Origin of the sequence: Eubacterium sp. CAG:156 (genome assembly GCF_000434315.1) — a bacterium.
GTDB classification, from domain to species: Bacteria; Bacillota; Clostridia; order Lachnospirales; family Lachnospiraceae; genus Eubacterium_U; species Eubacterium_U album.
The window spans coordinates 22,752-38,243 of sequence record NZ_FR878109.1 but is presented as its reverse complement, the minus strand read 5'-3'; the positions used below and the strand labels follow the sequence as shown (position 1 = coordinate 38,243).

At 31.4% G+C, this 15,492-nt stretch carries 14 protein-coding genes and 1 other annotated feature; of the genes, 1 reads left to right on the top strand and 13 read right to left on the bottom strand.

Going from position 1 to position 15,492, the window contains the following annotated elements; all coding sequences use genetic code 11:
- Positions 1 to 51: 51 nt before the first annotated feature.
- From ABMA45_RS00330 to ABMA45_RS00320, 3 genes are all read right to left on the bottom strand, one after another.
- Complete coding sequence (locus ABMA45_RS00330; protein ID WP_022087898.1) at positions 52 to 2,325, bottom strand: ABC transporter permease; 2,274 nt, start codon at positions 2,323 to 2,325, stop codon at positions 52 to 54.
- A gap of 8 nt (positions 2,326 to 2,333) precedes the next feature.
- A complete protein-coding gene (locus ABMA45_RS00325; RefSeq protein WP_022087897.1) occupies positions 2,334 to 3,032 on the bottom strand; it encodes an ABC transporter ATP-binding protein in 699 nt (232 codons plus the stop codon).
- A gap of 315 nt (positions 3,033 to 3,347) precedes the next feature.
- A complete protein-coding gene (locus ABMA45_RS00320) occupies positions 3,348 to 4,007 on the bottom strand; it encodes an HAD family hydrolase (RefSeq protein ID WP_022087896.1) in 660 nt (219 codons plus the stop codon).
- A 230-nt stretch (positions 4,008 to 4,237) separates the two neighbouring features.
- On the opposite strand from ABMA45_RS00320, the gene ABMA45_RS00315 reads away from it, so the two are divergent.
- Entirely contained in the window at positions 4,238 to 4,438 is a 201-nt protein-coding gene (locus tag ABMA45_RS00315) for a hypothetical protein (protein WP_022087895.1), read from the top strand.
- 71 nt (positions 4,439 to 4,509) lie between these two features.
- On the opposite strand, the gene ABMA45_RS00310 is transcribed toward ABMA45_RS00315, so the two are convergent.
- From ABMA45_RS00310 to ABMA45_RS00265, 10 genes are all read right to left on the bottom strand, one after another.
- Positions 4,510 to 4,683, bottom strand: a complete 174-nt coding sequence (locus tag ABMA45_RS00310; protein WP_290849919.1) for a hypothetical protein — start codon at positions 4,681 to 4,683, stop codon at positions 4,510 to 4,512.
- A gap of 176 nt (positions 4,684 to 4,859) precedes the next feature.
- The gene (locus ABMA45_RS00305) at positions 4,860 to 5,978 is read right to left on the bottom strand and encodes an MGDG synthase family glycosyltransferase (RefSeq protein WP_022087893.1); all 1,119 of its coding nucleotides are present in this window, start codon (positions 5,976 to 5,978) and stop codon (positions 4,860 to 4,862) included.
- A complete protein-coding gene (locus ABMA45_RS00300; protein ID WP_022087892.1) occupies positions 5,966 to 6,580 on the bottom strand; it encodes a glycerol-3-phosphate acyltransferase in 615 nt (204 codons plus the stop codon). The genes ABMA45_RS00305 and ABMA45_RS00300 overlap by 13 nt, the downstream gene beginning before the upstream one ends.
- A 70-nt stretch (positions 6,581 to 6,650) precedes the next feature.
- On the bottom strand, positions 6,651 to 8,804 hold the full coding sequence (locus ABMA45_RS00295) for a PTS transporter subunit IIABC (RefSeq protein ID WP_022087891.1): 2,154 nt from the start codon (positions 8,802 to 8,804) through the stop codon (positions 6,651 to 6,653).
- A gap of 290 nt (positions 8,805 to 9,094) precedes the next feature.
- Positions 9,095 to 9,412, bottom strand: coding sequence for a type II toxin-antitoxin system RelE/ParE family toxin (locus ABMA45_RS00290; RefSeq protein ID WP_022087890.1), 318 nt, complete (start codon positions 9,410 to 9,412; stop codon positions 9,095 to 9,097).
- A gap of 3 nt (positions 9,413 to 9,415) precedes the next feature.
- A complete protein-coding gene (locus tag ABMA45_RS00285; RefSeq protein WP_022087889.1) occupies positions 9,416 to 9,694 on the bottom strand; it encodes a type II toxin-antitoxin system Phd/YefM family antitoxin in 279 nt (92 codons plus the stop codon).
- Positions 9,695 to 9,840: 146 nt separating this feature from the next.
- Positions 9,841 to 10,713: a DegV family protein gene (locus tag ABMA45_RS00280; protein WP_347994345.1), complete on the bottom strand. Its 873-nt coding sequence runs from the start codon at positions 10,711 to 10,713 to the stop codon at positions 9,841 to 9,843.
- Positions 10,714 to 10,912: 199 nt separating this feature from the next.
- The gene (locus tag ABMA45_RS00275; RefSeq protein ID WP_022087887.1) at positions 10,913 to 12,652 is read right to left on the bottom strand and encodes a S8 family peptidase; all 1,740 of its coding nucleotides are present in this window, start codon (positions 12,650 to 12,652) and stop codon (positions 10,913 to 10,915) included.
- A 108-nt stretch (positions 12,653 to 12,760) separates the two neighbouring features.
- Positions 12,761 to 13,984, bottom strand: coding sequence for a tyrosine--tRNA ligase (gene tyrS / locus ABMA45_RS00270; protein ID WP_022087886.1), 1,224 nt, complete (start codon positions 13,982 to 13,984; stop codon positions 12,761 to 12,763).
- Positions 13,985 to 14,176: 192 nt separating this feature from the next.
- Positions 14,177 to 14,409 (bottom strand) — a binding site (T-box leader).
- A gap of 141 nt (positions 14,410 to 14,550) precedes the next feature.
- The gene (locus ABMA45_RS00265) at positions 14,551 to 15,309 is read right to left on the bottom strand and encodes an NYN domain-containing protein (RefSeq protein WP_022087885.1); all 759 of its coding nucleotides are present in this window, start codon (positions 15,307 to 15,309) and stop codon (positions 14,551 to 14,553) included.
- Positions 15,310 to 15,492: the final 183 nt, after the last annotated feature.

Below are 15,492 nucleotides of genomic sequence, written 5' to 3'. Positions count from 1 at the left end.
AGTTAATATCACAAACCCTCACAATTAAGAATTAATCTGTGGGAATTTTTGTTATTCTACATTTTTCAATGCATCTGTCATAGGTATTTTCTTAATTTTTCTAAATTCGAGGAATGAAACTACTGCATATGCTAACATGCCAAGAATAAACATTTCACCATATACAATCGGATCCATTTTCAATATAATCCATCCTTTCATTTCCATCATCATCGGTCTGTAAATCAAATCTTTTATAATCCATACTACAACCGGAATGCTTAATGCTACGCATGCGATTACAACCCATGTCGTTGCAGTCAGATAAAGTTTTCTTATTTCATTATTATCATATCCTAAAATTTTTACCATAGAAATCGATAAACTGTTCTTTTCTATAACAAGCTTAATTAAAAGATACATTACAAGCATTGATAAAAGAACTGATACAATGTTTACCATGTTCATCATGCTGCCCATTGATACATCCATCTGCCTTGCCATTTTAGTTAAATCATCCTGAGTAATAACAGAATAAATGTACTCCTGCTCAATATCTTTTATTTTTTTATTTGAAAAATATCCTGTAAATTCATTGTCTTTTACATTAAACTCTTTGCAAAAATCTTTTTTATTCATAAATATCGTAAGTCCTATAGGATATTCATAAACTCCACCAATTTCAAAAGTATGTTTTTTAGTTCCATAGCTTTCTTTTAAAGTAAATTTATCACCTTTTTTCAATCTATACTTATCTGCAAATACATCTGAAACATAGACCTTTCCACTCTCAAAATCCATCGATAAATATTTACTGTCATCTGATATTCCATATACTGATATATCGTCTTTTTCCCCATTATCGCCTGTTTTTTCAACTGTACTCATAAAATATTTTTCTACATCTTTTGTTTCTGTTTCAAGAGGTGTTTTCAATACATACTGATACTTTGCAGCCATATGTTCAATTATGCTGTCATTGTACGAATCAAGCAAAGCCGGAAGCATTAATCCAAATAAAAGCAACAAATTTGCAAATATGATTCCAACAAATAAAGTCAGATAATTATATCTGTTCTGAATGATAACCCTAATTCTGAAACGGTTAAAAAACTTAAAATGTGGTAATCTTATAGCTTTCTTTTTCTTTGAAGTTGATAAATCATTTCTTATAAACTTCATTGGTGAAAGTCTAAGTTTCTTTCTTATAAACACGTAGTTTACAACAAGCATTATTATAAACGGAACAAGTGTTGTAAGCACAAATGCTTCTGCACTCCATACCGTTGTATATGTTGGAAGACTATAACTTCCATAATACATTCCGACACATACATATTTAAATACCGTATATCCAAGTATATTTCCTATTATAGCTGAAATAATCGTAACTATTAATGGAATTTCCATATAATGAGCTGTTATTTCTCTTTTTGAATATCCTGACGCTCTAAGAGTTCCTATTATCGTTGCTTCTTTATTAATTGTATTTGTTATTGTTACTGCAAATATAAATGCAATTATTACAATTAGAATGTATAGTAAAGCAATCATCATTCCTCTGTCACTTCCTACATCATCACCTGTAAAATTAATTGCATTGTTTGTATATCTTGGAATGAAATTTTTCACAATTCCTTTAGAAGCTATAACTTCTAATAACTTATCTGATACCTTCTTTTCTTTTTTCTCTGTGGAAGGCTCTTTATCATATTTCCATGAATAACTGTAAAATTTGTGCTCATCTCCGAACTGATTGTATCCATCATCTGTCATTATTGCGACACCAAATTTTACTGCATCAAACATTAAGTCTCCATTATTTGAGAATAATGCACTATAATCTGATAAAGCTACAAAACCTGTGACTTTTAATTTCTTATCCGAAACTTTAATGTAATCACCAACTTCAACATCGTTATTATTTGCATACATTCTGTCTATGGCAATTTCATCTTTATTATCCGGCTTTTTACCTTCCATGAGGCATACTTTATTAACTTTCTTTCTGTCTTTAAATATTCTAAGTGTACTGTCATATTTATCATTTAAATTTGTATCAGTATCTTCTTCTATGTAATAATTATTATATATGGAAATTTTTTCTTGATTTTCTATTTCATTTATCGCCTCATCACTTAATGGAGACAACATTTCAAAATTACCATTTTCAATGTTGTATACTTTAAAGCTTTCATCATATGTTTTGCTGATGCTCTTTGCCGCAACAAGGAATCCTGAAATGAACCCAATTGAGCCTATAAGAAGTAGAAAAATAACCACATATTTTCCAAATTCGCTTTTTAACTGTCTTGGAAGTCTTTTATGTAACGGATTTTTCATCATACAACCTCCTACCACTCTAATTCCATAGCAGGAATTTTTTCTTCATTAACGTAATCTTTTCTGATTTGTCCGTCTCTCAATTTTATAACCCTGTCTGCCATATTTTTTATTGCGTCGTTATGTGTAACCATAATTACAGTATTACCATATTTATGATTAACATCCTCAATCAGCTTTAGTATTTCTTTAGAAGTATTATAATCAAGCGCTCCTGTAGGTTCATCGCAAAGTAAAATACTTGGATTTTTTACAATTGCTCTTCCAATTGATGTTCTCTGCTGCTGACCTCCTGACAACTGATTTGGCAATTTATGTCTATGTTCATAAAGGCCTAACGTTTTCAGCAAATCATCTATGTCTAATGGATTATCACTCAAATATGCTCCTACTTCTATGTTCTCTTTTACATTCAAATTCGGTATAAGATTATACATTTGGAATACATATCCTAAATGCTTTCTTCTATATTGCGTAAGATTTTTTTCATTCATATTCTGAATAACTTCTCCATTAACTGTTATAGTTCCACTATCTGCCTCGTCTATTCCACCAATAATATTCAAAAGTGTTGATTTACCTGAACCGGAAGGTCCTAACAGTACACAAATATCACCTTTTTGTGCGGAAAAATTAATTCCTTTTAACACTTCTGTCTTATTTTTATCGTCTCCAAAACTCTTTTTTATGTCCTTGATTTCTAAAAACATATTTACTCCTCTCTATTTTTTATTAATCTTTTACGTTGTGTATTTCTAACTATAGTTAGTCATCGCTACCTATTTATTTATGATTATACATTCTTTTTCATAGAAATCAAGAAAAACTCCCACATATAGGTTTTAAATTGTGCAGATTTGAGGTATTAACTTAATAACGCACGCAGTTGCAAATGCACTTAAGTTAATATCTCTAGCACACAAAAAATCCATATGTGGGAGTTGTATTTTATTATTATCATAAATAATTATACATCATCTATATATATTATTGTTATTTAGCTTATAAGTTTATGTTCATATGCTTTACAAATTCATATCAGCAATTAACTGTTTTACCTGAGTCCAATCTTTAATATAGATTGTAGATACTGATTTAACCTTTTCCTGATGCAATTTGCTAGAATCATCATATATTCCAACTGTATTAATTCCATTATTATAAGCTGTATTCAATGAATAAAATGCATCGTCCATAAGCCATGTACCTGCTTTATCGCTTTTCATTTCTTCCATTGCTTTTTCAAATATTAACGGATTGTCTTTTCCCTTTCCAACCTCTGTTGTTGTAAATATCTTCTTAAAATATTTTTCCAAACCTAATCTCTTAAAAGCTGCTTCAATCATTGGTCGGTCTGTAGATGTTGCAACTGTCATTGGAATTTTATTTTCATATAAATACTCTATAAATTCCAACACTCCATCCTTTGGCATTGCTTCATTTTCATAAAATTCATATACAACACTGTTTATTCCATCAATAATTTCCTGTATAGTTTTATCCAATTTATATGTTTCTTTTATGTATTTTGCACCTTCAGCCATCGTTAAATCAAATAAAACCTCTGCAATATTTTCTTTTTCCTCAATTCCAAACTTATCCAAATATATTTTTCCTGCATCCATCCAGATTTTCATTGAATCTAAAATTGTTCCGTCTACATCAAATATTATTCCCTTATTCATAATTTTCTACTCCTCTTCTAATATGTATTTTCTTTTTTAATCGGATTAACCACCTAAAATATTTATTATAAAAAATTAACCTTACTCATTTTATTTTTATCTGTTATTACACAATAAATTTTAATTAAATTTAGATTATTTTTCAACACCGACTGCCATTTAAAGTTCATTTTAGTTTCGCATTCTATTATATGTACAACAATTAAAATATTAAAAGGAGGATTTGTTATATGAAACAATCAGACAAATTAATTTTATCAACAATATTATCATTAAATATAGTTTCTTTGGGAATTGGATGTATTAACCTAAAATCAGTTTATGCTGATACTACTGGGACTGAAACTTCTATTGTTTTATCAGATGACGGAACTACTGTAAATGGTAAAAAGATTTATGGCAAATGGTCTAAAATCAAGAACGTTGTTTAATCAAATAAAAACAGAGTTGGATTTTTCCAATTCCGTTTTTTATTTGAAGTAAATTTTTATAATATAATTCGCTATACATTTAAGGTTCCAAGCTTTATAGTTATTTCATCATCATATACCTTGCTTACCTGTCCATAAACAGTCTTTTCTTCATTTGATTGTTTTCCTGAACTGCCTGCACACCCACTAAGAGATGCACCTACCATTGTTACTGCCATAATTCCTACTAAAAATTTATGTCTCATATCTTACACTTCATTTCACTTATCTAACTGAGTTTCATCTTATGGTCATATAATAAAATGCCAACCTTAAATGAACTTAAAAAAAGCCAACAATATTTGATTTTTTCAAATATCATTGACTTTTATGATTATATTGGCAAAATATACGATATGATATCAAACAAACTTACTACAAATTACAATTTAGTTTTACACAATTCATCAGCCATATCACCAATAAGAATTCTTGCATTAGCTGAAATATTATTTTTCTGCTGACAAATCATTTTCTTTTTATTGTCTTCTTCCATTGTTTTATCACATATCTTTCCAAATTTTTCTGTAATTCTTTTAACCGGAATACTCATTCCTTTGCTGTAAAAATATCTCATGTTGTAAGTTTCGCACCCCGGAATAGGTGTAATATGGATAAAAGGCTTTCCTACAACTGCTGCCTCGGTAGAAGACAACCCACCGGGTTTTCCGATAATTAAATTACTTGCCATCATGTATTTTGCAATATCGTTCGTATGACCTATTAAAATACATTTCTCACTATATTTGTCCTTAAGTTTATTCAAAAGTTTTTTGTTATTTCCACAAATTATTATTAGTTTTACATTTGTTCCATCATAATAATCGGATAAATTCTTTACAACTTTTTCAACATTTCCCGCACCAATGCTTCCGCCTGATACCAAAATATATCTGTTACTAACACTAAGTCCAAGTTCTAGTTTAGCCTCATCCATATTAATGCTATGATCAAATACCTCTCTAACCGGAATTCCAAAAGTTCTTAATTTTTCTTTTTTTATCCCACGCTTAATATATTCTTTTTCCAAATCCTTGGCAGGAATAACATAATAATCACATTCTGTTTCCTCTGTAAACGGAATACATGTATAATCAGTTCCAACAAAAACTGTAGGTGGAAGTTCATATCCTTTTCTTTTCATTTGAGTTATGATTTCTGCCGGGAACAAATGTGGCATAATTATTATGTCGCATTTGTTTTTTTGAATATAATCTTCTATTATTGCTGCAATTCTTCCATTTGCATAATAGACCGGAGAATGAAAAGGAAGTTTTCTGTAAGCATTTCCAATTTTATACACAACTCCAAATACATTTGGAGCTTTCTGTACAAGTCCTACGTATGCCCTGTCTATAACTCTTGCAAGCCTGTTACTTTTTAAAGCATATGGATTGAAAAATTTAACATTATATCCTCTTTTAATTAGTTCTTCTTTTATAGCTGCACCTGCTGCATTATGTCCACCGCCTGTGCCACATGATAATATTAACGCATCCATAATAATTTAATCCTTAACTTTTCTCTAACTTCTGTACTTTGATGTAGTCTTACTAACACAACTAATGTAATAAATAAAAATCCAATATTCACTGCCTGATTTTCATTTAATATGAATAGTCCCGCCAATGTACTCACATAAGTAACTATTGTTCTGTAAAAATGTGGAATTACTCTAAATATTAGTGAGTAAAATATAAAAAATAATGCCAAAATAATTACAGCCTTTATATCAGGTGCTAGCCCTAACAGGCATCCAAATGTTACGGCAATTCCTTTTCCTCCATGGAAATTGTCAAACATAGAACACACATGGCCAACAACAGGCATAGTTAAAACAATTGCTAGCGGAATTATTCCCATTTCCTGTGGTGTTGCTCCATTTATATACATGTGTACCGGTACAATTCCCTTTAAAAGTTCACATATAAGTGTCATGATTCCACAAGTCATTCCTCCGTACATAAATGCATTTGCTGTTCCCGGATTCTTATCTTTACTTTCTTCAATTAATTCTTCTTTATTAAATAATTTCATAAATTTTTTAGCATATAAAACACTACCTGAAATATATCCAAATAAAGCATAAAGTATTGTTCTCATAATTTATATAATTCTCCAATTGTATTTTTGTAAATATGCATATCTATACATATCTTAATACATTCGTATTTTACTCATAAAAATCAATTGCAAATAACTCTTCGCCTGCATTTATTTTTCCTTCTGCAACTAATCTGATTTTCTGATTGTCAGCTAATTCAGTACATATAACAGGTGAAGCAACTGATGGTGCATTTTGTTTTAAATATTCTAAATCAAGTTTCATTATTGTATCACCTTTTTTCATTTTGTCACCTGCTTTTACTAATACGCTAAATCCCTGTCCGCCTAATTTTACAGTATCAATTCCAATGTGAATAATCATACTTATTCCATCTTTAGTTGTAAACCCTACTGCATGTTTAGTATCAAATACAAATATAATTTCTCCATCATCAGGTGCCACAACAATTTCATCTGTCGGAGTGACTATCGCGCCATCTCCCATCATTCTACTTGCAAATGCTTCATCTGCTGCTGTATCCAAATTTGCAGATATTCCTGTAATAGGACTTGAAATTACAATTGATTTAACTATTTTCTTTTTGTCTTTATCTTCATTAAAAATATCATCTTCTTTGTCTTCATTTTTAACGGCATTATCTTTTTTATTATACTCTATATTTGGAGCTGTTTCCAGATAATCCTCAAAATTAGATTTAATAACTGTTACTCTTGGTCCATAAATAATCTGCACACCATTTCCTTTATGGACAACCCCTGACGCTCCTGTATTTTTTAGTAATGAATCATTTACTAATTCTGCTTTATAAACCGTACATCTAAGTCTTGTGGCACAACAATCTACATCTGATATATTTTTCTTTCCACCTAGTCCTTTGCAAATCATTTCTGATAATTCATCTGACGAATTTACATTATCTGCTTTTGCTTCACCTTTTTTCTTTGCTTCGACATCACTTCTTCTATATAATTTAACTTCATCACTATCATCTCTTCCCGGTGTTTTTAAATCAAGTTTATTTATTAAAAAACTAAACAACAGATAATAGACAATAAAATATACCACACCTACTATAACAATCCATATCCAGTTTGTCTTTGCATTTCCCTGCATTATACCAAAAAGAAACATATCAATAAGACCGCCTGAAAAAGTCATCCCTACACCAACTTTAAATACATGCATAAGCATATATGCAAGTCCCGCAAATACACAATGTATGCCATAAAGTAAAGGTGCAACAAAAAGGAATGTGAATTCTAACGGCTCTGTAATTCCGGTAATCATGGATGTAAGCGCAGCTGATAATAAAAGTCCTTCAACTTCTTTCTTTTTCTCTGGTTTTGCCGTTTTATACATTGCAAGTGCAGCACCCGGAAGCCCAAAAATCATAAGAGGAAATTTTCCTGACATAAATCTTGTCGCTGAAACTGAAAATTCAGTAACTGTAGGATCAGCAAGCTGTGCAAAAAATATATTTTGAGCACCTTCTATTAGCTGTCCTCCAACTTCCATCGTTCCACCAACACCTGTCTGCCAGAACGGAAGATAAAATACATGATGAAGACCAAATGGAATCAATAATCTTTCCATAAATCCATACACCCAGGTTCCTGCATATCCTGAATTAAGTACTAAATCACCAACGGAATATATACCACTTTGAATTACAGGCCATATAAAGAACATTAAAATACCTACTAACGTATATACCAAAGAACATATAATAGGGACAAATCTTGTTCCTCCAAAAAACGATAGCACCTGTGGCAACTGTATTTTGTAAAATTTATTATGCAATGCTGCAACTCCTAATCCTACAATAATACCGCCAAAAACTCCCATCTGAAGAGAAGTTATGCCCACAACATCAGCTGTAGCACCTTCTAACATTTTTTCTGCTCCGCCGTTAATTGTTATCATTGCGCCAATTGATGCATGCATTATAAAAAATGTTATTGCTGCCGACAGTGCTGCAACTTCTTTTTCTTTCTTAGCCATACCAATGGCAACGCCCATTGCAAATATAATAGGTAGATTAGCAAATACTATATTCCCTGCATCACTCATAACCTGAAATATAGCATTAAATAATGTTCCCGGTCCCATTACATTCCAAAGTCCGTATGTCTTTAACATTGTTTCATTCGTAAATGAACTACCAAGTCCAAGCAATAAACCTGCAACCGGTAGAATTGCTATTGGAAGCATAAATGATCTTCCTACTCGCTGTAATACGCCAAAAATTTTATCTTTCATTTTATATCTCCTTTTTACTTATTTTTGACTATATTTTTTATATCATTCATGCTTTTTACACATTCACATATGTAACACGGAATGTGATTAGTAAATTAACTCTTACAATCATCCCGTCACACCTGAAACTATTTTAAATTTTCTACAATATAAACCTGACCTATAAACAATTTTTCTTTACTATAAATCTGACATAAAAACATTCTCTAAATACAGGAAATCCTCCTTAACATACTCGTTAAGAAGGATTCCCTTTAACATTTTTATTCAATTTAAAACTTTTTATTAATTTATAAACCTTGTATAATATTCAAATAATCCTGTCGTTGATCTATAACTGCATATACAACTACCTGCTTGTTTACTTCATCAATTTTATAAAAAACTAAATTTTTTTCTAAAATAAGTACTTTATAGCCCTGTCGCCTAAGTATAGAATATCTTGGATTTGTTCCAATATATGGATCTTCACCTAACTGAAGAATTCTCTTTTCAATATCATCTAGTTTTTCAAGTGCAACCGTATTTCCAAAATTCTGAGCAATATATAGTATTATTTTTCTAATTCCTGCATCAGCTGTATCAGTTCTTATCACCTCATATTTCATCACTTACCCCTCCTGAAACATTTTACGTAAATCATCAAATGTATCACTTATCGGGGCAACCCTACCATTTTTTACATCATCCTCTGCTTCAGCTAGCACTTCTAACAACTCTATTCGTGCTTTCATATTTTTATATTCTTCATATGATAGAGAAACTGTATCTCCTCTACCATTTACTGTAATAATTACTGCTTCTTTATTTTCCTTACACTGCTTAGATATTTCATTATAATGATTTCTTAAATCAGCAGATGGTCTTATTGATTCCTGTATAGATAACATTATAATCACCTCCACATATATTATATGCAAATTATATCATAATTTTGCTATCTCTTTCAACTATCTATGTATAAAATTGTACTAAAACGTGTTAAGAAAATTTTACTTTTAATACAATATCTTCATAATAATAAATATTTACATCTTTATGGTCTTACAGAATATCCTATTCCAAGTCCTCCCGGTCCAATATGACATGTTATTCCCATTGGTAAATAATCCCATAACACTTTTATTCCAGGGAAAGCTTCCTGTATTTCATTAACCCACTTCTTTGTTTCTTCTTCATCAGCACTTGATGCTGCTAAAATATGTACATTTCCTTTTTCAAAGTCTTCTGCATAGTCTGTTGTAACTATTCTTTTCACTTCCTCTATCATTACTGTTTTTGCCTTTATCAATCCTCTACAATTTTTAAAAGAATCAAGTGTACCAATATCAAATTTTAAAATTGGCTTAACTTTAAGCATTCCACCTACAAGTGCTACACTAGATGAAATTCTTCCACCTTTCTTTAAATATTTCAAATCATCTACAGCAACAAAAATTCCCATTTTTCCTTTTGCATCTTCAAGTCTGTTCTTTATTTCCTTCGCACTACAACCTTCATTTAACAACTCGATTGCATCTAAAACAGACTGTTTCATAGGCGTTGAAACTCTTCCGTTATCAACTACAAAAACTTTGCCCTCATAATCATCATTCTGTGCCATAGCCATTGCTGTTGAACATGAGCCACTAAGTCCACTGCTTATTGGTATATAAACTAATTCTTCGTATTCTTTTAAAATTTCATCCCATAAGTTCATAACTGCCTCAGGTGATGGCTGTGATGTACTTACATTCTCATCGTTTTTAAGCAATTCTATAAATTCTTCTCTACTTATATCTTTACCTTCGTAATGACATTGATCATTAATGTAAAATGGCATTGGCAACACATATATCCCAAGTTTTTTAGCTTCTTCCTGTGTTATTCCGCTATGACTATCAGTTAAAATTCCTGTCTTCTTCATCATTATTCCTCCAAATGTATATATAACTACAAACTAACGTATTATCAAATTCAAATATCAAAATATATCCCACTAATTAATTGGCATATGTTGTATGCCACGCAATTTACTTTATAAAATAAACAACTTTAAACGGTTAACTAGACAACTATACCATTATCTGTCCATAAAGTCTATAGTCCTATAGTACAAATTTCAAACATCATCTCGGTATACTACTTCTAATACATAATGCTCCCCATCCCATCATAGGATTAGGCCATTTTTCAAATCCATCTATTTTCCTTGCTCCTCTTATCAGATAAGCCTTAAGTTTTTCTCCATATAAATACTTGTCATTTCCATTAACTATGCCCCATTCCATAAGCAATGCTGCTGCCCCTGAAACAAATGGGGTTGCCATTGAAGTCCCACTTTTTACTGAAAGTCCTCCGCCAACTGCTGCAGATATTATATCTACTCCCGGTGCTACAATATCCGGTTTAATTTGATTTGTTTCTCTTGTAAATCCTCTTCCTGAAAAGTCTGCATATGTCTGCCTGTTACTATCATACGCTCCTACAGTAATTGCTTTAGAAGCAGTTGATGGAATTGTCAACGTAGTGTAAGGTATAGGATTTAAAAACCTTGTATTTGTCCCTAATGAAGCCTCAACAGGCAACCACATATTATACGCTCCTAACACTGATTTAACCGATGTTATCCTCACAGTCCAAATACCTGACTGAATATACATATCTTCAGGCACGAATTGAACATATACCTCCTGATATATGCTATAAGGTTTAGGTGTTCCATAATATACCATCAACCTTGTTCTATCTGAAGAGATATTATATTTCATAACTTCATTTGCATCAGTAAAAATTCCGGTACTTTCGCCTGTTGGTGAAATTAATTCTATTTCAAATATATCTGCATAAGACTTCCATATTTGCAAATTAAGGGAATTTTGATAATTTGATACTGCAAATTCTATATTTTCTGTTTCACCTGTATCGATTTTTCCACTTGTATGTCCCCCCGCATTTCCTTCGTTTCCTGAACCTATTACAACGGATATTCTTTCCCTTGCAGATATCTCGTTAATATATGTTTCAAGCAATGATGTGCCATCATGAGAACCATAGTTATTTCCAAAGCTTAAATTTATAACAATCGGCATTTTCAGCTCTTCTGCTTTCCTTGTTACATAATCAATTGCCTCCATAAGTTCTATTGTTGTCGGAAACGAATTTTCTCTCGGTGTCGCCAATTTAACAATTAACAATTTGCTTTTAGTTGCTATTCCGATATTATTTCTTTTATCGTTTGCAAAATTTCCTGCAGCAATACCTGCTACATGAGTTCCATGTCCTGAATAATCTCTTGATGGTACAATTTCATATCTTTCTCTAAAATCCGGTGCATTTATTGCTGCATTTATCTGACTATCCGTATAAAATGTTCCTCTGTTAAAACCGTATGTATTTTCGCCATTCCCTATTGTCTGATCCCAAATCTCAATAATTCTAGTTTCCCCAAATTCATCTATAAATGCTGAATTTGCATAATCTATTCCACTGTCTATTACCGCAATAATTACCCCTTCTCCATATATACCAAACTGATTCTGTGCATTTGTAACACATGCTTCACTTCTGTTATTTATAACTGCAAAATATAACGGTTTTGCTTTTTCAATATAAATAACACTGTCATCCTCAGCAAGTTTATCAATAGTTTCTTTTGGCACAGATAATATTGCAAAATTATTTGACAATATTTCATATTGTATTCCATTATATTTTTCTAAAAAATCCGGAGTTCCCGTGAACCTTATAATCAAATCCCAGGAGTTATCTATTGGATTAAAACCTGCTGATAGTTCCCGGCATTTATCTAATTCCTGAATATTAGCTTCCAAGGCAACATTCAATAAATTTTCTATTTTTCCGTTCATAAACATACCTAAAAAAACACTTATTACATTCTATGGAAATTTCTTACCATAATTACCTAGAATGTAATAAGTGTTCTACTTTTTGTATTATCGATTCTGAATTAAATCTTAGTCCATAATTGCCTTATGGAATTTCTTTTTGCCTTTTTTAATCTTTGCTCCTTCTTTTAACATTGATTCCGTAACAACAAAGCCTATGTCAGAAACTTTTTCATCATTAACAGATACGCCACCCTGCTGTACAAGTCTTCTTGCTTCACTCTTTGTTCCTGCTAATCCACAAGTTACCATTAAATCCATGATTCCAATTCCACCATCTGTTAACTGATCCGGTGTAATTGTAGATGTTGGCATATTTGAATCATCTCCACCACCTGCAAATAATGCCTTTGATGCTTCTTCAGCTTTCTTTGCTTCTTCTTCACCATGAACCATCTTTGTAAGTTCGAATGCAAGAATTTCTTTTGCTTTATTTAACTGGCTTCCTTCCCATTCATCCATCTTATCAATTTCTTCAAGTGGAAGGAATGTTAACATACGGATACATTTTAATACGTCTTTATCTCCTACATTTCTCCAGTACTGGTAAAATTCAAATGGAGATGTTTTATTAGCGTCAAGCCATACTGCTCCGTTAGCTGTCTTACCCATTTTCTTTCCTTCTGAATTCATAAGAAGTGTAATTGTCATGGCATAAGCATCTTTTCCAAGTTTACGACGGATTAATTCTGTACCACCCAACATATTTGACCACTGATCATCTCCACCAAACTGCATGTTACATCCATATTCTTTAAATAAATGATAAAAGTCATATGACTGCATAATCATATAGTTAAATTCAAGGAATGTTAAACCTTTTTCCATTCTCTGCTTGTAGCATTCTGCACGAAGCATATTGTTAACTGAGAAACATGGTCCTACTTCACGTAATACATCAATGTAGTTAAGTTTTAATAACCAATCAGCATTGTTTACTGCAATAGCTCCACCTTCTCCAAAATCAATAAATCTTTCCATCTGCTTCTTAAAACATTCGCAGTTATGTTCAATTGTTTCAGGTGTAAGCATCTGACGTAAATCGTTACGTCCTGAAGGATCACCTATGTATCCTGTTCCACCACCAAGCAATACAACAGGTCTGTTGCCTGCCATCTGTAATCTCTTCATAAGACATAAAGCCATAAAATGACCTACATGAAGTGAATCTGCTGTAGGATCAAATCCAATATAAAATGTTGCTTTTCCTGTGTTAATTAATTCTTTAATTTCTTCTTCATCTGTAACCTGGGCTATAAGACCACGTGCTACTAATTCATCATAAATTGTCATCTTTTTTTCCTTTCTTAAATTAAAATTCATTAAATTTCTTTATAAGTGTTTCAAGTTATTAGGATACTTATTAAATTTTTGATACCGATATGCAATTTTCTATTATCTGCGAAAATTAAAATTGCATTTTTTAAGCTTAGATTCATAAATATGACCTTGCCATACATAAAAAAAACCTCTGCATCTTACGATACAGAGGGCATTAACTGCGGTACCACCTCTAAATAAAAATTTCTCACGAAATCTTCCTCTACGAGTGCAAACACACTCTTGCGCTATAACGGGTGCTCCCGACATTCCCTACTCATTTCTTTTCAGGTTGTAACTCCAGGATGTATTTCACAAAATCTACTTCATAATCTCACACCAACCGATTACTCTCTTGCAAGTACAATTAAGTTACTTCTTCCTCTCAACGTCTTATAAATAATTAATCTTTTTCTATACTAACTTTTTGTAGCAAAAAAATCAACTGTTTTTTAATATTTTTATTCCTTCCAAAATTAAAATTTTAAATTTCACTCTTCCATCGTGCTGTGGAATTTGCTTTTAGATAAACGGAATTTTTATTCCTTCTCCCAAATGCCATCATTTGAAATCTTATCCCAATCTGCCTTTAATATGGAAACAACTTTTCCTCTCTTAAATTTCTTATCTTCCTTATATAAATATTTTTGTTTTATCAAACCATCAACAGCAATCCTTACTTTATCCTTAGGAACTTTATTGTAATCCGCTACACACTGAATGGTCTTCCAATATGTAACAACTGAACGATTTTTCTGTTTCTGTTTATATAAACTATTTAGAATAAGTTCATTATAATGATGTTTTTCCTGTGACTGTCTTGGCATCTCGACATAACTTGTTGCGACTGATTTAAGTTTATTGCTAAATGAATATTTAACCCCATAAATAATAACTTTTTTGCCTATTTCCTTTAAGTATTCTGCAACTTTAGTAAAATGCGCATCCCCTGTAAATAAAACATATACTTTAGTTTTGTCCTTTTTTGCAGCACTTCTATAAATCGCATCTAAAATAATCACATCCGTAAAATCTTTATCAACGCCTTCTTTATCGCTGGCTGTATGTATAATATTCTTAGTAATTCCTTTTAATCTTTCTAAATCATTTCCTATATTATATTTTGAAAAATCCCCAAAAACATACAATCTTGTAATATTATATTCCTGTTTTAGTTCTTCAATCCACTCTTCAATATTAGGCTTCATCTGAAACTTATTTCTGTATGCATAATACCAATGTTCATAGTCAACAAACACTTGTGCTTCCGGTTTTTTATCTTTTTTTAATCCGAACATTTATTTCCTCCTTTTTATATTTGGGTTAATTAAGGATACCCATAATCCTTTGTTCATTGAAATTCTCTTATATAAAAGTGATACCTCTTTGACTTATATAAACTATAGAAGCCTTTGTATGCACCAACTACATACTCACATATAGTCTTTATATATCATTTTCTCTTCCCCGATATATAACAT